Origin of the sequence: Saccharibacillus sacchari (assembly GCF_037722395.1) — a bacterium.
Classification (GTDB): Bacteria; Bacillota; Bacilli; order Paenibacillales; family Paenibacillaceae; genus Saccharibacillus; species Saccharibacillus sacchari_A.
This window is the reverse complement of record NZ_JBBKAR010000001.1, coordinates 182,094-207,035: the sequence shown is the minus strand read 5'-3', so window position 1 is coordinate 207,035 and position 24,942 is coordinate 182,094. Positions and strand designations below refer to the sequence as shown.

20 protein-coding genes are annotated in these 24,942 nt (G+C 53.1%); 4 read left to right on the top strand and 16 right to left on the bottom strand.

Annotated features, from left to right (window positions below; all coding sequences use genetic code 11):
- Positions 1-31: 31 nt before the first annotated feature.
- Positions 32-727 carry a YIP1 family protein gene (locus tag WKI47_RS01010; protein WP_340225321.1) on the bottom strand — a complete coding sequence of 232 codons (696 nt, stop codon included), beginning with the start codon at positions 725-727 and terminating at the stop codon, positions 32-34.
- A gap of 245 nt (positions 728-972) precedes the next feature.
- Positions 973-2,664 (bottom strand): alpha-glucosidase, encoded by a 1,692-nt coding sequence (locus tag WKI47_RS01005; protein ID WP_340225320.1) that lies wholly within the window; start codon positions 2,662-2,664, stop codon positions 973-975.
- A gap of 407 nt (positions 2,665-3,071) precedes the next feature.
- On the opposite strand from WKI47_RS01005, the gene WKI47_RS01000 reads away from it, so the two are divergent.
- Positions 3,072-3,500 carry a hypothetical protein gene (locus WKI47_RS01000; RefSeq protein WP_340225319.1) on the top strand — a complete coding sequence of 143 codons (429 nt, stop codon included), beginning with the start codon at positions 3,072-3,074 and terminating at the stop codon, positions 3,498-3,500.
- Positions 3,501-3,678: 178 nt separating this feature from the next.
- Entirely contained in the window at positions 3,679-5,697 is a 2,019-nt protein-coding gene (locus tag WKI47_RS00995) for a translation factor GTPase family protein (RefSeq protein WP_340225318.1), read from the top strand.
- Between the two features lie 504 nt (positions 5,698-6,201).
- On the opposite strand, the gene WKI47_RS00990 is transcribed toward WKI47_RS00995, so the two are convergent.
- The 8 genes from WKI47_RS00990 to rpiA form a co-directional block, all read right to left on the bottom strand.
- Complete coding sequence (locus tag WKI47_RS00990) at positions 6,202-9,354, bottom strand: MMPL family transporter (protein WP_340225317.1); 3,153 nt, start codon at positions 9,352-9,354, stop codon at positions 6,202-6,204.
- Positions 9,351-9,839: a MarR family transcriptional regulator gene (locus tag WKI47_RS00985; protein WP_340225316.1), complete on the bottom strand. Its 489-nt coding sequence runs from the start codon at positions 9,837-9,839 to the stop codon at positions 9,351-9,353. The genes WKI47_RS00990 and WKI47_RS00985 overlap by 4 nt, the downstream gene beginning before the upstream one ends.
- 335 nt (positions 9,840-10,174) lie before the next feature.
- On the bottom strand, positions 10,175-11,500 hold the full coding sequence (locus tag WKI47_RS00980; protein ID WP_340225315.1) for a 5'-deoxyadenosine deaminase: 1,326 nt from the start codon (positions 11,498-11,500) through the stop codon (positions 10,175-10,177).
- A gap of 49 nt (positions 11,501-11,549) precedes the next feature.
- Positions 11,550-11,978 carry a GNAT family N-acetyltransferase gene (locus WKI47_RS00975; protein WP_340225314.1) on the bottom strand — a complete coding sequence of 143 codons (429 nt, stop codon included), beginning with the start codon at positions 11,976-11,978 and terminating at the stop codon, positions 11,550-11,552.
- Positions 11,979-12,055: 77 nt separating this feature from the next.
- Complete coding sequence (locus WKI47_RS00970; protein ID WP_340225313.1) at positions 12,056-13,732, bottom strand: ATP-binding protein; 1,677 nt, start codon at positions 13,730-13,732, stop codon at positions 12,056-12,058.
- A complete protein-coding gene (locus WKI47_RS00965) occupies positions 13,722-14,906 on the bottom strand; it encodes a cobalamin B12-binding domain-containing protein (protein WP_340225312.1) in 1,185 nt (394 codons plus the stop codon). The genes WKI47_RS00970 and WKI47_RS00965 overlap by 11 nt, the downstream gene beginning before the upstream one ends.
- A gap of 107 nt (positions 14,907-15,013) precedes the next feature.
- Positions 15,014-15,652, bottom strand: a complete 639-nt coding sequence (locus tag WKI47_RS00960; RefSeq protein ID WP_340225311.1) for a GNAT family protein — start codon at positions 15,650-15,652, stop codon at positions 15,014-15,016.
- Positions 15,653-15,744: 92 nt separating this feature from the next.
- The gene (gene rpiA, locus WKI47_RS00955) at positions 15,745-16,413 is read right to left on the bottom strand and encodes a ribose-5-phosphate isomerase RpiA (RefSeq protein WP_340225310.1); all 669 of its coding nucleotides are present in this window, start codon (positions 16,411-16,413) and stop codon (positions 15,745-15,747) included.
- Positions 16,414-16,813: 400 nt separating this feature from the next.
- Here rpiA and WKI47_RS00950 point away from each other — a divergent pair, with 400 nt between their 5' ends.
- Complete coding sequence (locus WKI47_RS00950; protein ID WP_340225309.1) at positions 16,814-18,073, top strand: S8 family peptidase; 1,260 nt, start codon at positions 16,814-16,816, stop codon at positions 18,071-18,073.
- A 144-nt stretch (positions 18,074-18,217) separates the two neighbouring features.
- Here WKI47_RS00950 and WKI47_RS00945 read toward each other — a convergent pair whose 3' ends face one another.
- Entirely contained in the window at positions 18,218-18,778 is a 561-nt protein-coding gene (locus tag WKI47_RS00945) for a YfiT family bacillithiol transferase (RefSeq protein ID WP_425355414.1), read from the bottom strand.
- A 12-nt stretch (positions 18,779-18,790) separates the two neighbouring features.
- Positions 18,791-20,170, bottom strand: coding sequence for a class II fumarate hydratase (gene fumC, locus WKI47_RS00940; RefSeq protein ID WP_340225308.1), 1,380 nt, complete (start codon positions 20,168-20,170; stop codon positions 18,791-18,793).
- Between the two features lie 237 nt (positions 20,171-20,407).
- Between fumC and WKI47_RS00935 the strand changes: the two genes are divergently transcribed.
- A complete protein-coding gene (locus WKI47_RS00935) occupies positions 20,408-21,226 on the top strand; it encodes a GNAT family N-acetyltransferase (RefSeq protein WP_340225307.1) in 819 nt (272 codons plus the stop codon).
- A gap of 296 nt (positions 21,227-21,522) precedes the next feature.
- On the opposite strand, the gene WKI47_RS00930 is transcribed toward WKI47_RS00935, so the two are convergent.
- The 4 genes from WKI47_RS00930 to WKI47_RS00915 all read right to left on the bottom strand — a co-directional run bounded on the left by WKI47_RS00930 (position 21,523) and on the right by WKI47_RS00915 (position 24,933).
- Positions 21,523-22,239 (bottom strand): YjjG family noncanonical pyrimidine nucleotidase, encoded by a 717-nt coding sequence (locus WKI47_RS00930; RefSeq protein ID WP_340225306.1) that lies wholly within the window; start codon positions 22,237-22,239, stop codon positions 21,523-21,525.
- Entirely contained in the window at positions 22,236-22,949 is a 714-nt protein-coding gene (locus WKI47_RS00925) for a uracil-DNA glycosylase (RefSeq protein WP_340225305.1), read from the bottom strand. The genes WKI47_RS00930 and WKI47_RS00925 overlap by 4 nt, the downstream gene beginning before the upstream one ends.
- 47 nt (positions 22,950-22,996) lie before the next feature.
- Positions 22,997-23,518: a hypothetical protein gene (locus WKI47_RS00920; RefSeq protein ID WP_340225304.1), complete on the bottom strand. Its 522-nt coding sequence runs from the start codon at positions 23,516-23,518 to the stop codon at positions 22,997-22,999.
- Positions 23,519-23,610: 92 nt separating this feature from the next.
- The gene (locus WKI47_RS00915) at positions 23,611-24,933 is read right to left on the bottom strand and encodes an SPFH domain-containing protein (protein WP_340225303.1); all 1,323 of its coding nucleotides are present in this window, start codon (positions 24,931-24,933) and stop codon (positions 23,611-23,613) included.
- Between the last annotated feature and the right edge of the window lie 9 nt (positions 24,934-24,942).

Sequence of the window (24,942 nt, the reverse complement as noted above, 5' to 3'; positions counted from 1 at the left end):
ATGATAGGCATGCGGGCTGTGTTTTTTTACATTATCGATTCTCGTACAACCACCAAATCGGAGGTCCGGAGGCCGATAGAATGATCGCAACCACGATAATCACGGCAATGACCAAAAATAATCCCAAAACAAATTCCACGCCAAAAGCATGCCAAGCTGAAAACCTATGAGCTTCCCCGATTGAATGCAAAGAGACGATAAACAACCACAGTCCCCATGCAAACTCGATAGCCGTGATCGCCCAAAAGATAAACCCAAACAGCGGACTGGCATCCAAATTGGGGGTCTCCAGCGTGAATAACTCCGAGCGGGCAATCAACAACTTCGGAATCAACAAAGCTCCGATCATCAAGTTTGCCCGAGCGGAAATTTGACCGATTACGACTCGCATATCGTCTGCCGTTCCTTCTCCGCCAAACCAGCCGCCTACCCATTTCAACAAGTGCGCTCCCAGATAATAACTGAGCAGTCCGCCAAGTGCTCCAACTATAACCGCCCTAATGATTAAACCAGGCATCGACAGCTCGTCTCCCCAATTGGCCCCAGAGGCGGTACTGAAGCCACCTACCGCACCAGAAAGCACGATCAGCAATAACGCATTTTTCAACGGATCATCCGAGTCCAAAAACCATCTTGTGACCTGCCTCGGATGCAGCCATAGCTCCAGCCATGGAGAGCGTCCGTCTCGCGTACCGGAAAATTCCGGCTTATTTAATCTTTCATCCATCATTCGCTCACCCTTTCGTCGTCTAATCGGTGTATAGGCGAGTTTTTATTTTTCAGAGACCGAAAAATCCGAATGTCACGTCATAAACCAGCGCGATAGTCACGACAACATCGGTAATAATAACTCCTACGGTTGGCAACCCTTTATCCCGCTTTATATTCGGATATTGAACTCGCCCTTACCGCATAAACGATTCACTATAGGAAAAGGTTACGTTCAAGGTGACTTTCGATAAAGATCGAATATCAGTTTAGTCGATAAACCCTTGCTTCGTAAGGACGCCATTGCTGCTGGTCCGGATCTTCGTCGCCGTAATTCCCGATCACGAGCGTCGCTTGCCGTTCCGAAAGATTACCCGGCCATTCGAAAAGAGTCGGCTCTGTCGAGAAATTCAGCACAGTCAGCCAGGTCTCGTCTCCGAGCGTTCGCGTGTAGGCATAGATCGTCTCATGATCGGGCAGCAGCAGTTCGTAATCGCCGTAGGACAAGATCGGATGACTTTTGCGCAGCGCGATCAGTTCTTTGTAGTAGTTGAACACCGAGCCGGGATCGCCCAACTGCTGCTTGGCATTGATCGTTTTGTAGTTCGCGTTCACTCCGATCCACGGCGTGCCTGTCGTAAATCCGGCGTGATCGCTATCGTCCCACTGCACCGGAGTGCGGGCATTGTCGCGTCCTCTCGTCTGGATCGCCGCCATTACCGTGCCCGGATCGGCTCCGCCGTGCGTCACGCGCTCGTTGTACATATTCAGACTCTCGATATCTTTGTATTCGTCGATCATCGGGAATTTGACGTTGGTCATGCCGAGTTCTTCGCCCTGATACACGTACGGCGTGCCTTTGAGCGTGTGCAGCAGCGTAGCGAGCAGCTTGGCGGACGGAACGCGATGCTCGCCGTCGTTGCCGAATCTCGACACCATGCGCGGCTGATCGTGGTTATTGAGGTACAGACTGTTCCAGCCTTGCTCCGCCAGTCCGACCTGCCATTTGTCCATAACCTTTTTCAACTGCGGAAGCTTCCACGGCACGATATCCCATTTCCCGCCCGGTCCGCCGTCCAGACGCATATGCTCGAATTGGAAAATCATTTGAAGTTCTTTGCGCTCTTCGGCTGTGTACTTTTTCGCTTCTTCCACCGTCACGCCGGGCATCTCGCCGACCGTGATAATGTCGTATTTCGATAGTACTTCCGTATTCATTTCCTGCAAAAACTCATGAATGCGCGGTCCGTCGACGTAATACTTGCTGCCGTCCGCGATCGGAGCCGTTCCGTTCGAAGGCAAGCCTTCCACTTTGGAGATCAGGTTGATAACGTCCATACGGAAACCGTCCACGCCTTTATCGAGCCAGAACTTCATCATTTTATAAACAGCCTGGCGCACCTTTTCGTTTTCCCAATTCAGATCCGGCTGCTTTTTCGAAAACAGATGCAAATAATATTGGCCGCGTTCTTCGCTGTACTCCCAGACCGGACCGCTGAAAAACGACTCCCAGTTGTTCGGCAGGCCGCCGTCCGGAGCCGCGTCGCGCCACACGTAATAATCGCCGTACTCGCCGTCCGGGTTGTTTTTCGATTCGGCAAACCAAGGATGCTCGTCCGAAGTATGGTTGACGACCAGATCCATCATCAGTTTGATCCCGCGCTCATGCAGCCCTGCCAACAGCTCTTCCCAGTCCGACATCGTGCCGAACTCGTCCATGATGTCTTCGTAATCGCTGATATCGTAACCGTTGTCGTCATTTGGAGATTTGTACACGGGCGATAACCAGATGACGTCCACGCCGAGTTCTTTCAAATAATCGAGTTTTAAAATAATGCCTCGCAGATCGCCTACGCCGTCTCCGTTGCTGTCCATAAAGCTGCGCGGATAAATTTGGTACACGACGGCTTCTTTCCAAAACTCTTTTTGCTTATTGGCTTCCATGCCTGTTCCCATATTCGTAATTCCTCCCTACAAGTTATGGTTGTACGAGGGCTGACATATCGGCGAGCAAGCCCTTCCTTTCCCCATTTACCCAGAAAGCGACAGCTTGAGCGATGCAGCCCGGAAATTCGAATGATGAACTTCCGAGGAATGTTTGGACGAGCGCAACGCTATCATGACCTCGCGCGCCAAATCTCTTTTTTGAAACGTACTGCTTGCTGTGATTGTTTTGGGGTGGTTTATCCTAACGGCAAAAACTGATCCATGATTTCAAGGCCTGTATTGATCACGAAAAGGCTCGACTCTCGCAAGTTCGGGAATTGAGTCCTATTTTTTAACAAAAAGCCCTATACAGCAAGACTCATTTACCTTTAAACTGATAAAGTTCCATTATTAAAACAAAAAAGGGGATTGAAGCAATGAACAGGATATTTACGAAAGCATCGGGAATCCTGCTGATCGCGCTGGCTGTGGCGCTCGGCGGTCTGTATGCACCCAGTCAAGCGTCTGCCGCGAGTACATACGTCGTGACTTTCCAAAGTGCGCGTCTGGTCTCGAACAATCACGTCGGCAACGAATGGTATACGGAAGGCGAAGTAAACGGAAAAAGCATCGCCGAAGGTTCAAGTACCAAAGTCTCGTCCGGCAATATCAAGCTATATGCTTACGCCGAAGAACAAGACAAAATTCCGGATGTCGGCGAAACGACCAAAACCGTCAAAACTTCCTCGGTATCCGCCTCGGGCACAACCGTCAAGTTGAAAGTAACGGTTACCGAAAATCGCGGCCGCTATTCGGGCAACCAAGCCGTCTGGGAATTCACGTATACGATCAAACCGCAAAAATAAACATATTCAAGCACCGTTTCTTCCGGATTGAGCATTCCGTTCCGGGAAAACGGTGCTTTTTTATAGGAATCCGCTTCCGCGCAACGTTCAGCCGCTCTAGGCAAGTTCTACAAGAAAGCGTTATCGTGATACAATGAAGCGTTGGACTCACTCTGCATGGAATCGAGGTTGAACCTTTTTGAATATAGCTCCGACCATTCGAAATATCGGCGTCTTTGCCCATATAGATGCCGGAAAAACAACGACAACGGAATATATGCTATACCGCAGCGGAAGCATCCGATCCCTGGGCAGCGTCGATGCAGGCACCACCTCGACCGACTCCCTGGACGTGGAACGCGAACGAGGCATTTCGGTGAAAGCGGCTTCGGCTTCTTTAACTTGGAAAGGGCACAAAATCAATCTGATCGATACGCCCGGACACGCCGATTTTCTGGCTGAAGTAGAGCGTTCGCTAGGCGTTATGGACGGCGCGGTATTGATCGTTTCGGCCGCCGAAAGCGTTCAGGCACAGACCGAGGTGCTATGGCAGGCTTTACGCATGATGCGCATTCCGACTGTTATCTATATCAATAAGCTTGACCGGATCGGCGCTTCGTTCGAACGTACGCTGAACGATATCCGTCGTCTGCTCTCCCCCTCGGCACTGCCCGTACAGATGCCGATTTATGCTGCTGACGATTCGTTTGCTGCGATTGCGGAATTATGGCAAAACGATGCCGGATCGCAGGGGTTTCCGGCTACGGCGCAATCTGCAACTTCACCGGACATCGAAGTCGAGGCTTTTCGCAGCACAGCGACCGAAGTGATCGCCGAGTTCGACGAAAAGCTGATGCTGCGCTATATCGAAGGCGATCTTCCCAGCGAAAACGAACTGGCCGCGCTTATCGCCAAACACTCCGCCGCCGCTGAACTCTTCCCAGTCTGCTGCGGCTGTTCACAAAAAGGAATCGGCATCACGGAGCTGCTTGACGCGATGCTGACCTTTTTGCCTGCGCCGCCTCCCAAGCCCTCGCTGGCGGGTATCGTGTTCAAGATCGAACGCGAGCGCTCGATGGGCCGCGCAGCTTGGGTGCGCCTTTATGGCGGCCATTTGCGCAACCGTGATACTGTCCGCCTCGGCAACCGAGAAGAAGAACACAAAATCACGCAAATCCGGGTGCTGGACGGTCTCAAACGCACCGATGCGGGCGAGATCGGAGCGGGTGATATCGCTGCGATCTATGGTCTGCCGAATGCCGAGATCGGCGACATCGTCGGCGATCCTCAATTCGTACCCCAAGCTCCGGAAATGGCTGTACCTCTAATGACCGCACGCGTCCTGCCGGACCGTGAAGCCGATTATGTACGTACAGCCGAAGCCCTTCAGGAACTGACCGACGAAGATCCTCTACTCGGTCTTACCTGGCTGCCGGAACTGCGCGAATTGCATGTCCGCATGATGGGCGCGATCCAACTCGAAGTTCTAACCAGCATGCTGAAATCCCGCTTTGATCTGAACGTCGGCTTCGGACCTCCGGCCGTTATTTACAAAGAAACGCCGACGAAAATCTGCGAAGGGCGCGTCGCCTACCTCATGCCGAAGCCTTGTTGGGCGATTCTGCACTTTACGATCGAACCCGGCGAACGCGGCAGCGGCTTGGTCTACCGCTCCCAAGCCCGCGCCGACGATATTTTGCCTGCTTATCAAAACGAAGTGGAACGCCGCGTTCCCGAAGCTTTAAAACAAGGTTTATACGGCTGGGAAGTCACCGACCTTATCGTTACCCTGACCTACGGCCAGCACCACGTCTGGCATACCCATCCTCTCGATTTCGTAGTCGCGACGCCGATGGGCATCATGAACGGCCTGGCCGCAGGCGGCACGACACTGCTTGAACCGATCCTGCGCTTCCGCATCTCCGTACCGGAAGAACACGCAGGCCGCGTGATGAGCGATCTGTCCCGCATGAGAGCCGAATTCGCTTCTCCTTCTATAGAAGGAGAACGCTTTGTCGTCGAAGGCACCGTCCCGGCTTCGACTTCGATGGACTACTCGGCTGATTTGCGCTCGTTCAGCGCCGGAAAAGGCGTGATGACCGCTTCTTTCGACGGCTATCAGGAAGCGCCGGAAGGTACGGAAGCGTCAAGAACTCGAAACGGTATCAATCCGCTGGATGAAGCGAAGTACATTTTGAGTGCTCGAAGTGCACTTTGAGGTCTTGCGTCGTGCGAAGCACACGCCATCTCTTGATCTGGCGAACTTCGATTCGCCGGGAAGAGCGGGCGCTGCGGGAGAAATTCGTTCAAGACGCTGTCTCACCCGGAAATTTGATTGGATTTGAATAAGGAATCTTTCCGGGTTCAAAGGCGTCTTAAACTGAATTTCTCCCTCCGCTTGGCGCTTCACTCTGCACATTTTTTTATAATAAAAACATAAAGAAGAAGCGTTTCCCTATGTACAGGGAAACGCTTCTTCTTTTATATGTTCTCTTCCCTAGTCATTGAGGGAAGAGAATGTAACTTGTACACGCGCGCCCAGCGGAGGAGTTGTAGGAGCTAAGCATTTCGAAGAAATGCACTTCGGAAGCATATGCTATAAGCGCTCGCCTTTGAAATTGGATTCCCACAACGCTTTTATACCATCAGAGGGAATCCAATTGAAACAGCGATCGCAGGCCCTACAACTCCGCAGCGCCTCAGCACGGCCACAAGTTAAAGCCTACTCCTTACTGCCGCCCGCTCTTTCGCTATCCCTCAAGAACGGCCACCAGTTGGCTTTGCCGAAAGTTTTCACCATAACAGGAACGAAGAACGGAAGCATGAACAGCGCGTAAATCACAAGTCCCGCCAAAACGACGGTCGCGATTTGCATCATCGAGAGGACGCCTGAAGGAATCATCGAAGCGAAGGTTCCGCTCAGGATCAGGACGGCCGACAAGATAACGGTACCCATGCTGCGCATCGCTTGCACGATCGCTTCTCTCGGATGTAGATCGCGGTTTTCGTTGAAGCGATCCATCAGGAAGATGCTGTAGTCGACGCCGAGCGCGATCAGCATCACGAAGCCGAAGAACGGCGTCGTCCAGGTAATGCCGGAGTATCCGAGCAGATGCACGAAGATCGCTTCCGTTACCCCGATCGCCGCATAATACGTCACGAATAGAGAGAGCATCAGATAGAGCGGCATAATGATCGAACGAAGCAGCAAGATCAAGATGATCAGTATGCCGCCCATCATCAGATACACGGTTCGGTTATAGTCCGCATTGGATACCGTTTGAAGATCGGCGAAGGTGCTGGTTACGCCGCTGATCGCGACGTCGGCTTGCTCCAGCGCAGTCCCCTTCGTACCGCGATCCACGGCTGCGCGGATATCATCCATGTTCGCCAACGCTTCGGCGCTATACGGATTGTCCGACAACACAACGTCAAGCGTCATAATCTTGCGGTCTTTGGACATATAGGTGTCGAATACTTGTTGGAAGTCTTCATTTTCGAGCGCTTCCTGCGGCATGAACCAACCGCCAAGCTCCGAGTCTGAATTTTCCTGAAGCTGAGTCAAGTAATCTTGAGCCGATCCCAGACCGTCTCCGACTTGCTTCAGACCGTCCACGCTTTGATCAAGCCCGTCTGTCAATTGCGTTAACTGGCCGGACAGATCTTTGAAACCTTGACCGATCTGCTGTTGACCGTCTTGAAGCTGATCCAGACCTTCCGTCAGTTCGGGGACCTGACCGACGATTTGACCTTGACCGTCTGCCGCCTGATTCAGGCCGCTTTGCAGTTGCTCGATACCTGCGATCAATTGATCGAAGCCTCCGGTCAACTGATTTTGACCGTCGAGCGCCTGAGCATAGCCCTGATTGGCTTGACCGACTCCGGCGGCAACTTGCGAGACCTGTCCTTGAATCTGGCCGAACGCTTCAGCCAATGCAGCCGTACCTTGACCGGTCTGCGTCACTGTTCCGCGAATCGTCAGGTAATCCTGATCCTGAAGCAATTCCGGGAACTTTTGCTCCAGACTGCCGAAGTTGCTTTGAACGCTTGCAAGCGCGCCGGACACCGTATTCAACTGCTCTCCGATCTGGGATAGCCCGCCGTCAAGCGCTGTCAAGCCTGTGCCGACCTGTTGATACGCTGCCAACAGCTGCGCGTGTGCATCGGCAAGTTGTTGCGCGCTGGCTTTCATTTGAGCGAGGCCGGCTTGCAAATCTCCTGCACCGGTTGCGCCCGAACGAATGCCGGTTTCGATTTGCGACAACCCGTCGCCGAGCTGTACAACCCCGGCTTTTAAATCTTCGGTTCCGCTGACGAGTTGATCCGCGCCGGAAGCGGCTTCTTCGATCTGCGGAGCGTTATCGCTCATTTGCTTGCTGGCGTCAGCCAGACCGTCTTGAATTTTGGTTAGACCGTCATTGGCTTCGCCAAGACCGTCTTTCAGGGTGCCCGCCTGATCAGCCACGCTGAAGTCTTTTAGTTCTTCGCCTGTCGGACGGCTGGCACTGCGTACGCTGTCCACGCCGTCAACTTTCAAGACTTCGCGGCTGATCCGTTCGGCAATCGCCACGTATTCCGCATTGTCCATAGCCTGATCATTTTTAACTACGATCTTGGCTGGCATGGCTTGCCCTGCACCGAAGCTGTCCGAAATAATATTGAAGCCTTGCACCGACTCGTAATTACCCGGAATCTCTTCAAGGCTGTTAAACGACAGTTTTCCGCTCGACGTAAGCAGGAACGGAAGCGATACGGCCAGTACGATCAGCATAGCCGCCCACGGACGTTTGATCGAAAACTTGCCGGCCCAGCCCCATAGACGGTTTTCGCTATGTCCCATCGCTTTGCGGGAAGGCCAGAACATTTTTTGACCCAGTACGGCCATAAAGAACGGTACGATGGTCACCATTGCCAGCAGCATGATCGCGATACCGACCGCTACAGCCACCGCCGAGCGATACAGCATGAATTGCGACAATCCGATAGCCGCAAAGCCGACCAGCACGGCAATACCGGATACGATAACCGTGCGTCCCGCTGTTCGGTACGTTTCGACGATCGCATCCCATTTGTTTTCGGTGCGGCCCATCTCTTCCTTGAACCGACTGATCAACAGAATACAATAGTCCGTCCCGATCCCGAACATGACCGCAACCATGAAGATCTGCGTAAAGTTGGATAAAGGGAAGTCGAACCGATCAACCAAAAACGATACGATACTCTGCGAAACGATATAACTGAGCCCCACAGTCAATAAAGGTACGAACGGTGCTACGACCGAGCGGAATACCAGTACCAGAATCAACAGAATAAAGACGACCGTAATATATTCCGACTTTTTCAGCCCTTCTTCCGAGCTGCGAACCGTGTCTTCATTAATCAAAGACTGACCGGTCAGATAATGCTCGACCTCATACGGAGCAAGCGTCGTCTCCAAGCCGCTTTGTACTTCGGCCGCTTCGCCTTCCGCAACTTCGGCAGTAAGCGAAACAAGAATGGTTTGCCCGTTTTCCGAAATCATCTGATCTTCCAGCTCCGGCTGGTCGAACGGACTCAGGATCGCAGTGACGTGCAGATTTTCTTTGTCTTTTTCTATCGCGTCCACCGCTTGCTTGGCCTGTTCCTTCTCTTTGGCGGTCAACCCGTCGGGATTATGGAAAACGAGCGCAATCGTCGTCCCTTCCGCTCCCCCCTCCTGGGCCGCCAATTCCGACAGAATCGCCGAAGCTTCCGTGGACGTGTAGCCTTCCGGAACCGCGATTCCGCCTTTTTCCCGGACCAAATCCGACATGGACGGCGCTGTCAAAAATAACCCGACCGCCGCAACAAGCCAGACAACCAAAACGATCCATCTGGCTTTCAGTATGGTTCTCATTCTTTATCTCTGCCTCCATCTTCGATGACCAGTTCAGCCAGCTTTTCAAATGCCGCCATAACCATCGAAATTTCTTTTTCTTCAAAATGACTCAAATAACCACCGACGGCTTCCGAGATTCGCCGTTCCACCTGCTCGGCGATTTGTTGACCATTCTCGGTAAGCGACAAATAGACGGTCCGTCGATCTTCTTCGCTGCGTGTGCGTTCGATCAGTCCGCGATCCACCAATCGCGTGACGATCGCCGTAATCGAGCTTTTGACCACTTTGAACGTATCCGCCAGCTCGGATGACGTGCGCGGACCGTATTGCATGATATGTTGAAGCAGATAATATTGGTCGCTTGTCAAATCCATGCTCATTTGTCTGCGCACAACCGAACCCATCTCCCGTTCAATCGCCATCCACGAAGCGAGGAACTTATTGATGAGTTTTTTCGTATCTTCGGGCGGAAGCTCTTTGCTTTTACGGGTCCGTTCGTCCATTGCATTCCCTCCTTTTCCAGATTGATTCTCTAATCGAATTGTTCGACTATGAAACTATTCAATAGTGAAACTATAAAACTTTTGGGTTCGGCTGTCAAACGGATTGAAAAAAAGACCTTTCCCGAAATCGAGGAAAGGTCAGGCTGGCGAGAAAGTCACGTGGGCGCGGGGAAGCGAGAAGACTGCGAGAAAAAATTCAGTTCAATTCGCTGTCTCACTCGGAAAATGGATGGGATTTGAATAAGGAATTTTCCGAGTTCAAAGGCGTCTTGAACTGAATTTTCCTCTCCGTCTTCTCGCTTCCAGCTACGTTGGAGTTTCTCGATTGATCTTTATTAAATGCGTTTAACCAGCCGCGCAATGGAACGATCTGCTTCGCGCAGTACGATATCGCGGTCGAGGGTACGCATCAGCCGGTTTTCCATTACGACTTTACCGTCAATGATGACGGTATCGACATTGCCGCGCGTAGCCGAGTAGACAATGCGGGAGTAGATATCGACCTCATGCGAAGGGAAGGTATGGAAGTCGTACAGGTCCAGCAGGATCATATCCGCCTTTTTACCGACTTCCAGACTGCCGATCTCTTGTTCCATACCCAACACCTCTGCACCGCCCATCGTCGCCATGCGTAGAACGGTTCGGGCATCCATGGCAGTGGGTCCATGTATCGGTTTTTGAATCAAGGCTGCCAAGCGCATCTCCTGGAACATATCGAGATTATTGTTGCACGGCGCGCCGTCCGCTCCCAATCCTACCGGCACATGGCGACTCAGCATATCCGGAACTTCAGCGATACCGGAAGCCAACTTCAGGTTGGAGCCGGGGCAATGTGTCATTTTGACGCCCCGCTCGCGAATAATTTCTTTCTCCTGTTCATCCAGCCAGATACAATGCGCCAGAATCAAATTCGGCTTGGCCAGCCCCAGATGATCCAGGTAAACGATATTGCGCATTCCCCGTTCATTCTCTACCACTTCGATCTCGCCGCGATTCTCGGAAGCATGCGTATGTACCCGAACGTTGTAGCGCTCAGACAGATCCCGGACACCGATTAACAGCTCTTCCGTACAAGACACGACGAATCTCGGGCAAAAAGCATACTGAAGGCGATCTCCGTCGTAGCCGTTCCACTTTTCCAATAACCGAACGCTTTCCTCCAGAGATTGTGCCGTATTCTCCTGAAGCGCTTGCGGAACCTCGCTGCCGTGGTCCATCATCACCTTGCCGGACACGGCTCGAATCCCCGTCTCCGCCATGGCGCGAAATGCGGAATCGGTATGGTGCACCGTCTCCATATCGAGCAAAGTTGTCGTTCCGCTAGAGATCAATTCGCCTATACCCAGCATCGCCGAATAGTAGACGGATTCCTCGTCATGTGCGGCTTCAAGCGGCCATATCCGCTGTTGAAGCCAGTCCAGCAGCTCCAGATCGTCAGCCCTGCCGCGAAATAACGTCTGACATAGATGCACATGCGTCTGAATGAACCCGGGCAGCAATACCTTTCCGCCTGCATCGATCACCCGGTCCGCCTGAACATGGGACAAGTCGGGCCCGATTTGTGTGATCACATCGTTCTTTATCAGCAGATCGCCGAAAAAAACTTCCTGCATCCTGTTCATCGTCACGATTTGAGCTCTTTGAATCAAAAACGTTCCCATACGCGGACCCTCCCACGGCATTTTCGATTTTTTTGGGACGTGCCCGATTTTATTCTTCCTCGTCCGCTTCGTACACGCAGCGGAAACGTTCCAACCCGGACGGGCTTTCGCCCAGACCGATCACGGAAAAACCGACGCTGCGGTAAAAGTCGACCGCTTCTTCGTCTGTTTCGGCAATAACGCGCTCGGGACGCTCCCGAACCATCAGGTCGAGCAGCATTCCCCGCCCGTAGCCGAGTCCGCGGCTGCCCGGATCAACCGCGATATGCGTGATCGTGATTTCTTTGTCGCCGCTGGGCTTGAACCCCACGACGCCGAGCATCTCGCCTTGCTCGATATAAGCCAAAAGCTCAGCTTCTTCGTTTTGCTCGTAAAAAGCGAGCGCCTGTTCCACTTGTTCGGGATCAGGAAAAACAGCCAATTCAACCAGAGCGGCGACTCTGTCGTCGCGTACCTGTTCCGTAACGGATTGCAGCATAAAATCCTCCTAAAAAATTATGATTGTGGCGAACTTGCTCTCCGTCCTTGAAGACGAAACAACCGGTCCGCCCGCATTCAGGCAAACCGGTGCAATTCGGCGCAAGCCGCTTCGTAAGCTCCGTTCAATCCCGGCAGCATGTCTTTTACCTGCTCCGTCTGACCTTCTTTCAGCCTGTACTCGATCTGTTCCAGCAGTTCGGAAAAATAATGAACGCCCAGACTCAGACTGCCCGACTTTAGGCTGTGCGCGGTTCTCATCGCTTGTTCGAGATTCCCCTCGCACACCAGCTCTTCCAGCTTCGACAGCTTGGCCGGCGTTTCTTCCTCGTATACTTCCAGCAGCGAACGGAAAATCTCGGGATCGTCTCCTTCGTCCAGTTCGATCAATTCGCGGATGACATCGGGATCGAGCGCTTGCCCGGACCGTTTGGAAACCCATTTTTGAAGCACGGCTTTCAGCGTGTCCATATTGATCGGTTTGGACAAAAAATCGTTCATTCCGGCCGCGAAACAAGCTTCCCGCTCGCTTTCGGTCGCTTCGCCCGTCAGCGCGACGATCGGCACGGGTTTGCGCATCTCGTTTTGCTCAATCTCGCGGATAGCGCGCGCGGCTTCCGTCCCGTCCATCACCGGCATCTGTTTATCCATCAGTATCAACGCGTAAGAACCGCTGCGGAACGCATCGACCGCCGCTTGGCCGTTTTCCGCGACTTCGACCGAATTCACGCCCAGTTTTTTAAGCTGCATACGGATCACACGGCCGTTGACGGCATTGTCTTCCGCGACCAATACGCTTAGGTTCGACGCAATCGGCACATTGTCGGAAACGGCGTATAAAGCGGCTCCGGACTTCCGCGGCTCGTCAACCTCGGGAAGATCCAGTTCGAACCAAAACGTCGATCCCGCTTCTTCGCGGCTAAACACCCCGATCTCGCCTTTCATCGACTTAACCAGCGATTTGCAAATCATCAAGCCGAGGCCGGTGCCTTCATTGGCTTCGCCCGAATCGATCTGCGCATACGGCCGAAAAAGCGTATCGATATTTTTTTGCGAAATCCCGATACCGCTGTCTCGTATTTCGAAGCGAATTCTGCCACGGTAACCGGGAAGCGGGTATACGGCGACTTGAATCATACCGTTTTCGGTAAACGTGTTGGCATTGTTGATCAAATTGATCAGAATTTGACGAATGCGCGTAGGATCGCCTTTTAAGATTCCGGCGGTCGACGGTTCGAATTCGGCGCTGACGATATTTCGTTTGGCCTGGGCTTTCGGCTGAAGCAATTGCACGACATGCTCGACTACCAGACGAAGATCGAACGGTTTTTCCTCGATAGTCAGCGCGCCCGCATCGCTTTTGGACAAATCGAGCAGATCGTTGACCATCCCCAGCAGTTCGGAAGCGGATTCTTCGATCAATTCCGTCCATCCGCGCTGCTCGTATGCAAGCGGACTTTGACGCAGCAGTTCGGTCATGCCGAGGATGCCGTTCATGGGCGTTCGGAATTCATGGCTGATCATCGCGAGAAACCGACTTTTCGAATCGTTGGCCCGCTGCGCTTCGCGCATGGCTTTCTCAAGCTCGACGTTGCTTTTGGCCAGCTGACGCTGAAGAGTCACCAACTCGTTGTTTGTGGACGAAAATTCGTTTAGAATTTTCTCTTCCTTCATCTGACCGCGCACGATCCGATCGTTGAGGTTTTCGATGATCGCGTGCAAACGTTGAATTTTGTTCTTGTCCTCAGCTTCCAAGTTCATGCCCTCCTTCCGCGGCCGCTTCCTCCCGCTCGCGTGCTTTACGCTCCGCGCCTTGGACGCGTGCGGCCATGAGCCGGTCCGCTTCCTGCAACGCTTTTGCCGCATCAGGAGCGTAACCGTCCGCGCCGATTTTTCTCCATAGCGAAGGATCGACATTGAACGGAAGGCCCCCGACCAGAATGATCGCTTTGGCCGCCCGTTCATCGGTACGCAGAACGCTGATCAGTTTCTTCATGATATGCACGTGAAACGTCATCGTCGCCGACAACGCCACGATATCCGCGCCGCGCCGCAGCACTTCTTCCAGCAGCTGCTCTTCGTCGGTGTTGGCGCCGAGATAATGCGTATCCCAGCCCTCCATTTCAAACACGTCCGTCAGCATGCGCAGCCCGATCTCGTGCAGCTCCCCGCCGACGCAGGCCGAAAGTAGCACGCCTCCGCGAGACGGACGCTCGTCGCCGATCCAATGCTGATAAAGCCGGGACATGGCACTTTGCGTGATCGCCGTGCAGTAATGCTCGTCTGCGACGCTGATCCGCTGCGTTTGCCAAAGCAATCCTACCTCGTATTGCGAAGCTTGAAAAACATATTGATAAATATCCCGGATGCTCTCGCCGCGTTCGATCAATCCGTCGATCAACGCGTAAGCCTCCATCCGGTCGCTCCGCAGCAGCGCGTCGAGATATAAACGCGCATCCGGTCCGAGGCGATGTTCCCGAGCGATGAACGAAGGCGTCTCCGCAGGCTCCGACGTGCGCAAAATGCCCATTTCCAAAATGCGGACCATTCGGTCTGTCCATTCGTCGCGCCGTTCCGCACGGACACAGCGAAGCACGAGTTCAAGCTTGAGCCGAATATCCGCATCGGTGAGCCCGTAGCCGGACAACAGCTGTTTCAGCCATCCGATGTAATGAACGAACAGCGACGGACTGTCCATTTGGACGCTTTCGGCCAAATATTGCAGCGTATATACGGTATCGCGCCGCGATTTCTCGAAGCCCGGTTTCCCGTAGCGTTCGAACAAATCGGGCTGAATCCGATAGTGCTCTTCCGTGACCTGCGCCGCAAGCCGGTCAATATCTCCCAACAACGTTTGTTCGTTACGGACCGTCACACCGACCACCCGCTTCGAGAACGCAAAAATCGCGGTCGTTCGTTCCTGATCCACATACCCATACGCGTATCCCTCCCGATTATTTTATCGCCGATGACCCCTTACCGCCTTGGGTCCATCTTCCCACACCGGGCAGGGATACGCAACTTGACATCTGAAAATCAACCTTCTGAAGAGCCATGCAGCGCGTCCCATTCTTCGCGCAGAATCCCCATCCGAATCGAATCGTACAGCTCGCCGCGCACGATTCGGCATCGGCGCATCCGGCCTTCGATTTGCATCCCGATCCGAGCCGCCGCCCGCATCATCCGTTCGTTGCCCGACAAGGTGGTGATGCCCACTCTCGGCACGTCCAACTTTTGGAACAGGTAACCGACGTATAGCCGCAGCGCTTCCGTTCCGCAGCCTCGGCTCCATGTCCCCGAACGGTACAGCACAATGCCGGCTTCCAACCAATTGGACGGCTTATGCTCCCAATACGAAGTCACCACGCCGAGCATGACGCCCTTCTTGGTTTCGACCAATAAACGTGGCTCCCACGAAAGGTTCGCTTCTTTCATCTTATCGTACACTTGCGCGAATTCTTCGAACGTCTCCTGCTTTTCTTCGGCTTTGTAATACGGCGCGTCCCACTCCGTCCATGCCTGATCCTCGCTTCCGTACTCCAAATCGTACAGCTCGCGATAATCGGCCGGCGTCACGCTGCGAAGCGTGACCACATCGCCTTCCAGAATCGTGATCGTCTCGGGATTTCCTGTCGAAAGATCGGCAAAAGATGTTTTTCGGTTATTTTTCTCCATTAATAAAGTTCCCCATTCCTATGCAAATTGGTCGGTTCGTTAACATCCAATTTGGTCGGAATCAAGCTCGTACCGCGATCGCTCAAGTCAGCTTATTTGGTGATCATATCGATGCTCCCGTTCTCGCGACCTACGATGACCGTGTGCGCCATATCGACGAACAATCCGTTTTCCACGACGCCGGGAATAGCATTCAGACTCGCATGCAGCTTAGCCGGATCGGTAATCTGCACATCGTGACAGTCCGCTATGTAGTTTCCGTTATCGGTCACGTACAAGTCGCCGTTATCCAACCGCAACTTGGGATTCAGATGGAGCGCTTTCAGAGTATCCAACGTCCATTCATGGGCAAAAGGTACGATTTCGACCGGCAGCGGAAAAGCTCCGAGCGTTTCCACCAATTTGTCTTCGCCTACGATCACGAACATTTTGTCGCTGCGCGCGGCCACGATCTTTTCGCGCAGCAAAGCACCTCCGCCACCCTTGATCAGTTGCAGATTCCTATCCACTTCGTCCGCACCGTCAATCGTAATGTCGATTCTGCCCACTTCCGCAAAAGGAACAATCGGAATGCCCAATCCCAGCGCCTGTTCTTCCGAACGCTTGGAAGTGGCTACCGCGCGAATCGTCAATCCTTCCTGCACACGCTGCCCCAACTTTTCGATCGCAAAATAAGCTGTCGACCCCGTTCCGAGTCCGACCGTCATTCCTTCTTCTATTGACTCTACAGCCCGTTCAGCGGCCAGTTTTTTCGTGTTCATATCCACCACTCCGTTCTTTTCGACATTTTGAAAAAGTCTTCCCCATTCATTGTAGGCAATTGGTTTTGGTAAAACAATCTTTTTTCTTATGATCCAAATGTTTGTCGACTTCGTTAAAAAAAGTGCAACAAATTTTGTCGAAAATAATCGTTTATTGAACTATTTTTTATATTTTTTACAATTTATCTATTCACAACTTTTCTCTAACATCCGATAATAAAAATAGCGAATAAAGTCGAAAAATGTTAAAAAAGGTAGGGGATTTTAGATGAATCGACAAATTAAAGGTAAAAAGCTTTTGTTTTCCATAATTTCATCGGTTTTACTGTTTTCCACTTTGTCAGTTTCTGTTATAGTCGACCGTTCAGAAAATGTCGAATCTACGACTCAAAATCAAGCAATGTCGAAACAAGTTTTCGACATTTTCGTTAAATACTCCGATCAGGACGGCGAACGTCTGGCTTTGAACGTGACGCACGATCTCGACTACCATATTTACTGGAATCTGGACATGATGTCGCTTCGCACGAACGAAGCCGGCCTGGCCGAACTTCGCGCCAGCGATTCGATCCAGTCGATCGAGCTGAGCGAGAATTATAGCGGCATGGCTGCTCAAAACGTGACGACATCGGCTTCCGATACGACGGCTGCTCCGGCTGCCGCTTCCTCCGCCGCCAAAATCCAACAAGGCGCTTGGGGCTACAATGCGATCGACACGTCGAAAGCGCAAACGGCCGGATACACGGGCAAAGGCGTAAAAATCGCGATTCTCGATACCGGCATCTCCGACGCTTCGGGCCTCAAAGTGAGCGGCGGCACATCGACGGTGGAAGGCGTCACTTCGTACAACGACGATAACGGACACGGAACTTTCGTAGCCGGTATCATCGGGGCCAAAGGCAAAGCGTACAAAGGTATCGCACCGGACGCTTCGCTGTATGCGGTCAAAGTCATGGATAAAGACGGCAACGGCTCGACTCAATCGCTGGCCGAAGGCATCGACTGGGCGATTCGTCAGCATATGGACATCATCAACCTGTCGCTGTCGTTCCCTCAGCAATCCAGCGCCGTACAAGACCTGCTGCAAAAAGCGGCCGATCAAGGCATCACGGTCATCGTGGCGGCAGGCAACAACGGCACGGCGGACGGTAGCGGCGACACGCTCGCTTTCCCGGCCAAATCGCCGCAAACCATCGCCGTCGCAGCCGTCGATTCTTCCCTGCAACGCGCCGACTTTTCCGCTACAGGCTCCAATGTCGAATTGGCGGCTCCGGGCGTCAACATCGTTAGCTCCAGCGTATCCGGCAAATACAAAATCAGCGAAGGCACATCGGCAGCAGCGCCTTTCGTCAGCGGCATGGTTGCCGTATTGAAACAAGCGTATCCGAACCTGACGGCTGCCGAAATTCGCACCGCTTTGCAACAAAGCGCGACCGATCTGGGCGCTGCCGGACGCGATAACCTGTACGGTTACGGCCTGATCTCGTTTGATCATTTGCTCGGCAAAAATTCGGTGATCGCAAGCACTCCGGTTGCCGCAGCGTCAAACGTACGCGATGCTTCTTCGGATACGTTCTCCGCTTCCGACAATTCGGTGACGCCGAAAACTCAAGCGACTTCCGACAACTCGCCGTCTGCCGTGAACAGCACGTTCCGTTAATCGTTTCCGGCTTCAGCCCTCCCCCTACCGGGCTGAAGCGAAAATCGAAATAAGGCAGCCGATCAGCAAGAACGTTCCAAGCAAAAGGACTTCGCCTCTTTGTAAAAAGAGAACGAAGTCCTTTTTTTGCCGCTGCTTTCCTATTCAATTCCAGCCCGAACGCTGTCTCAAAGACGTGATTTGCGCAGTATGGTGCTGTCCGTGCCAGACATAATGCGAAGCCTGGGTATCCAGACGGGTCCATTGCCCGGATTCCGGATGGAAGAACGTTTTTTCCCATTGCTCGGGCGTCAACGATTCCAATACGAAGGTCCAGCGTGCATGCAGGCCGCGAAGAATCAGCAAGGAAGCGCCGACCGCCATACCCGAAGCATCCGGCTGTTTGGCCCAATCCGCTTCCTCGTAGGGCTTAATCGTGGGACCTGCCTCCGTCAATGCCAGCTTGAGCCGGACGTAGGCATTCATATGGCTGTCCGCCAAATGATGCACGACCTGCCTCACGGTCCAGCCTCCGTCGCGATAAGGCGTATCCAATTGTTCCTCGTTTAACCCTTCGATCGCTTCTTCCAGTCGATCGGGCAGGCGGCGAATATGCTCGATCCATTCTTCGCGTTGCCCGGCATTGGATTCCTTCGCATCTTTGGCGCGGCCGATCGGATAACGCAAAGGCTCCAGTTCGTCTTGGTTATGAACAGGTTCTGTCATGCGTCATCCTCCTTAGATCATTTTTTTCGGATCAACGTAACGGTCGAATTCTTCTTCGGTCAGCAATCCCGTAGCCAGAGCCGCTTCTTTCAACGACGTGCCTTCGGCATGCGCCTTTTTGGCGATCTTGGCCGCGTTCTCATAACCGATATGCGGATTCAGCGATGTGACGAGCATCAGCGAGTTGTTCAGGTTATGCTCGATCTTGTCCAGGTTCGCTTCGATGCCGACCGCGCATTTGTCATTGAACGCGAGGATCGAATCGGCCAACAGATTGACGGATTGCAGGAAGTTGTAGATCAGGACCGGCTTGAACACGTTCAGCTCGAAGTTGCCTTGGCTTGCCGCAAAGCCGATGGTCGTATCGTTGCCGAACACCTGCGCCACGACCATCGTGATCGCTTCCGGCTGGGTCGGATTGACCTTACCCGGCATGATCGAGCTGCCCGGTTCGTTTTCCGGAATGCGGATCTCGCCCAGGCCGCTGCGCGGACCGCTCGCTAACCACCGCACGTCGTTGGCGATCTTCATCAGATCCGCCGCCAGTCCTTTGATCGCTCCGTGCGTGTAGACCGTCTCGTCGTGACTGGTCAGCGCGTGGAATTTATTTTTGGCCGATGTAAATTTAGCTTGGGTGAACTGGGAGATATAAGCAGCCGCGCGATCGCCGAACTCCGGGTGCGCGTTGATCCCTGTACCGACGGCTGTGCCGCCGATTGCCAGTTCTTTCATATGCTGCACGCTTTCTTTGATCATGTTGCCGCTTTTCTCCAGCATGGCGGACCAACCGCTGATTTCTTGGCCCAACGTCAACGGAGTCGCGTCCATCAAGTGCGTACGGCCGATCTTGATCACGTCTTTGAAGTCTTCGACTTTTTCGTCGAGGGTGGCTTTCAATACAGCGATCGCCGGCAGAAGCTTATCCTCGACCGCGATCACGCCTGCTACATGCAGGGCTGTCGGGAACGTATCGTTCGAGCTTTGCGACATATTCACATCGTCATTCGGATGCAGACGCTCGTCGGTTCCTCCTTTGCCTTCGAGCAGTTGATTGCCGCGGTAAGCGATAACTTCGTTGACGTTCATATTGGACTGCGTGCCGCTGCCCGTTTGCCAGACCACCAGCGGGAAATGCTCGTCCAGCAATCCTTCGAGAATCTCGTCGGCCGCGCGCGCGATCGCGCCCGCTTTATGTTCCGACAGCTTGCCGAGATCGTGGTTCGCCAGCGCCGCCGATTTTTTCAAAATCGCGAAAGCGCGTATTACTTCGGAAGGCATCTTCTCCTGGCCGATCGGAAAGTTCTCTTTGCTGCGCTGCGTTTGGGCACCCCACATTTTGTCCGTAGGTACCTTCATTTCTCCAAGCGTGTCTTTTTCGATCCGATAATCCAAAATCCGTCTCCTCCTTCATCGCTATCCCAAAATAGTTACGTTGTCTGGGGTCAACTCCCTGTAACATTTGATACAGACAACGCTTCTTTCTCACTCTGATTGTAATTGTAGCGTTTTCAACAGTCAAAAAGAAAGCTTTCCCGGCAACATTTTTATCGCCTGAAATCAAGTCTTGCCGAAAACGCAGTCGAAACGTTATAATCCGTTGCATCATCTGATTGAAAAGGAGCACCGCCAATGATGCCATTTGAGCAAAAGACAGATCGCTTGGAGCGGGCGCGCCTGTTGGAGCAATTGACGATCGAAGCCTGGCCGCCGCAAGTTTTGGAAGCGCTGGATGGCTGGAAGCTTCGCGCTGCGAGCGGAGTCAGCCGTCGGGCGAACAGCGTGTGGGCAGTCGGGCCTTTCCCAGAATCCGGCGCCGGAAACGATTGGTTGGCACAAGCCGAAAGCTTTGCTGCACGTAACGGGATTGACGCCTGCTTTTACGTCAGCGAGACTTCACCCGCAGGACTGGACGAACACCTTCAGCTTGCAGGGTATGCGCTTAGCGAGCCGTGTTATTTGATGGCGGGTTCGGCAAAACTTTCGCTGGAGAGGATTGCTGCACGTCCGGCGGTTGCGCAATGCGGCGAAATCACTTTTAGCCTCCCGCGACCGAATCACAGGTCGGAGAACGAGGCTTGGTTGCAGCAATTTACCGAACTGAAAAAGGTTCCTGCCGAGCGAGAGCCGATTTATGCTTCGATATTCGAGGCAATCCGGGCGGACAAGTGTTTTGCCAGTCTGCGAATCGACGGAAAAGTCGCGGCATTGGGAACGGTCGTTTCGCAAGGAAATTTCGGCTATATCAGCAATCTGATGGTGTCACCGAATTATCGCCGCCGCGGACTGGCTGCTTGCATGATGGGCGAGTTGACGCGCTGGGCGATCGAACGCGGAGCCGCCGAACTGTATTTGCAGGTGCTGCAAGACAACGTTGCGGCGGTTCGGTTGTATCAAACATTGGGGTTCGATATTGTCGCCCGGCATCACTATCGGGTGCTTCAAGGTTGAATCGATTCCCTCTGTTATAAAAGCAAAAAGACGAAGCATCTGTGTATGCTTCGTCTCGGGATGCCGAGAAAGTTACGTGGGCGCGGGAAGCGAGAAAACTCCGAAATAAATTCGTTCCGATCGCGTGTTGAAACCGAGAAAAAGATTGAATTTTCAGTGGAATTTTCTCGGTTTCAAAGGCGAACATTTCATTTCTGCACTGAATTTCTTTCTCCGTCTTCTCTCTTCCAGCTACGTTAGGCTTTCTCGGCAAGTTGAAGACGAGGCATCTATAGATGCTTCGTCTTTTTACAGTTTTAAGCTTCGGTTGCTGCTTCCGTCGCGTTTCCCACTAATGCCAACAATTCGGTCAGCGACGTGATTTCGTAAGTCGGTACGATGCCGCTTGTGTTCTCCAATCCGCCCGGATTGTACCAGCAGGTGTCGATGCCGTAGTTATGTCCGCCCCGGATATCGGAAGACAGCGAATCGCCGACGATCAGCGCTTGCGATTTGTCGTCGCACCCGATCTTGCGCATCGCGTAATCGAAAATTTCCGGTGCCGGCTTGGCAGAACCGACATCATCGGAGACGATGATATGGTCGAAATGGTCTTTCAGCTCCGAGCCGGAAATCCGGGAGAATTGCACGTCGCTGATTCCGTTGGTGATAATCGACAGATTCAGCGTTGGCTTCAACGCATCGCAGACCGCAAGCGCATCTGGCGTAAGGAACGATCCTGCCGCAAAATGCCTTAAATAGGTCGCTCCGAACGTCTCCGGATCGCTTTCGATTCCCAATTGTGTGAATAATCGACGGAAACGCTCGCTGCGAAGCTGGGTTTGCGTCACTTTATTTTGTTCATAATCGAGCCAAAGTGCCCGGTTGATGGTTGTATAACTTTTGAAACACAGCTCAAAATCCAAGCCGAGGCCCGACTCTGTCAACGATGTCGTAAAAGCTTCCCGTTCGCAGCGCCGGAAATCAAGCAAAGTGTCGTCTGCGTCGAACAGGATATATGGATAACTTTTCATGTTGTCGTTTTCCCTTCTTCCTTTAACCCTTCCGGCGATTCCGGCAGGCACCAATCGATCTCGGACAAGCCTTTTTCTCGCAAAAAAGCATTGGTGCGCGAGAACGGACGGCTGCCGAAAAATCCGCGATCCGCCGAACGCGGACTCGGATGTGCCGATTTGATGATCAGATGCCGGCTCCCGTCGATAAACGAACCTTTTTCCTGCGCGCTGCGTCCCCACAAAATGAAGACCGCTGGCGTTTCCCGTTCGTTAATCGCTGCAATCGCCGCATCCGTGAACGTTTCCCAGCCTATTCCCTGATGCGAAGCCGCCGCTCCTCTGCGCACGGTCAACACGTTGTTGAGCAGCAATACGCCCTGTTTCGCCCAATGCTCCAGAAAACCATGACGAACCGGCGGGCAGCCCAAATCATCATGAAGCTCGCGGTAAATATTCTCCAATGAAGGCGGAACCTGAATACCCGGCTGTACGGAGAAGCTTAAGCCGTGGGCTTGATTCGGCCCATGATAGGGATCTTGACCCAAAATGACGACTTGCGTGTCCGCGAAAGAGGTCAGATGGAACGCGCTGAAAATTCGATACATATCCGGGTAGACGGTCCGCGAACGATACTCGTCAGCCAGCTTGCTTCGCAATTCCAAATAATAGGGCTTCTGCATTTCAGGATGCAAAATGTTCGCCCAGTCATTTTCAAAGATCGGTTTCATGGCTCAAAAATTCCTTTCGCAAAAAGATTCGGTCGACTATTTCTGCCTTAATCGGCCGTAATGGTCGAACCGCAATATTCACATTCGACCGATGTTCCCGCTCGCAGTGTTTTGCGTGCTCCGCACGAGCGGCAAGTCGCTTCGACGATCGGAGCCTGGTTAGGCCGCATCGGACGTCCGGAGCTACCGCTATCATAAGCGCTGCCGTCCGACGTATAGGAGCCTGGAGGATTGGGCGGCGCAAACTCGCTCTCGCGGCGCGGCTCGTTGCGGCTGCTCGGTCCTCGATAACCGGTCGCCTGGTCATAATCGGCACGCGCTTCGCTCAAACGACGATTGTAAGCCGCGTTCGAACGGAATTCTTCTTCTTTGGCCCGATTGAGATTGGCTGCGCGGATAATGAACGAACCGATCACGATCACAATGAGCGCAGGAACGTAGAAGAAAATACTCGAGCCGATAAAGTCTTCAAGCGGAGTGTAATCCTCGTCCGGAATCAGCATAACCAACAGACCTAACCCCGCCCAAAGCGTAGCCAACACATTCATGATGATGCCTATAACTTTCATCTCTTCCACCTCTACTCTGACTTCCCTTGCGATCGTACAAAAAATAAGCCGCTTTTCTGATCAAAACCGTCCGCTTGCTTCATCGCCGCTTTTTATTGCCCTATCCCTCGCCCGCATTCGGGACAGAACTTCTGTCCGGCTTCAAGCTCATGGCCGCAACCCGCACAAGCCGTAATTCCCTGGCTTTTTCCGCAACTCGGGCAGAACTTTGCCGAAGGAGCTACCGCCTCGCCGCAATGAACGCAAGGCTTGGGCAGCTCTCGACCGCAATTTCCGCATACGGAAGCATCTTCGGCATTGTCGGCTCCACAGCCTTCGCAAGCCTTGTATCGATCCCCGCAATTCGGGCAGAATTTGGCATCCCGGGGCAGCGGATGACCGCATGCGTTACATGGATGCTGTTGCTCTTCTACGGGCTGCGGTACATGAAGCACTTTGCCGCAACCTGAGCAGAATTTTGCGCTTGCCGGATTGCCTGTATGACAATCCGGGCACTGTTTGAGCGCAGGCGCTACGTTGGAAGGTGTAGGACCGGTATTCATAAGCCGTCCCAACTCCGAAGTCTGACCGCCGAATGCTCCGCCGATCCCGACTCCCATGCCAAGTCCCAGTCCCGCGCCCATCACGCCCGCTTGGGTCGATCCTTCATTGGTCGCTGCGCCCTCAAGCGTATCAAAGGTACGTTCCTGCTGATAGGTGTAGCCCACGATATCCATCTCGGCTTTTTTGGCCAGCGCTTCGCGCAGCCGCGTCACCGACGAATCGTCCTCGGGCACGCTGATCGAATCACAGGAGAAATGCTTCAAACGAATCCCGTATTCCTCGAATACAACCCCCGCCTTCGACTCGATCTCGGCCGCGATTTCCGTAATGTACGCATTGATTTCCAACACGCCGATTTTTTTATGAACCAGATAGCCCGATATCAATTCATTAATATTCATCATCAAAATGCCGCGGAAATACTTCACCAGCGACAATTGATCGAACTGCGGCAGCGTCCCTACGATCTTCGTCAACAGCGAACGCGCATCGACGACTTCTACTCCAAACTGCCCGAAAGCACGCACGGGAACGATAATATTGTACTGCGGATCTCTCAGTTGGATAGGCGAAGACGTTCCCCATTTGACATCAAGCACGGTTGCTTTATTGATGTACCAGACTTCGGCGGTAAATGGAGAATCTCCGCCGAACGGGAGGTTGACGATATTGTTGAGGATCGGAATATTCGCTGTGCTGAGCGTATGGCGTCCCGGACCGAATGTGTCCGTTGCACGGCCTCCCTTATACAGCACAGCTTCCTGCGATTCGTTTACGATTAATTGGGTCCATGTGCCAAGCTCTTCATTCGGATATTTCCAGACGAGCATGCCGGAAGGCCCGCTGTATTTTACGACTTCGATCAACGCCATCGTTCTTCC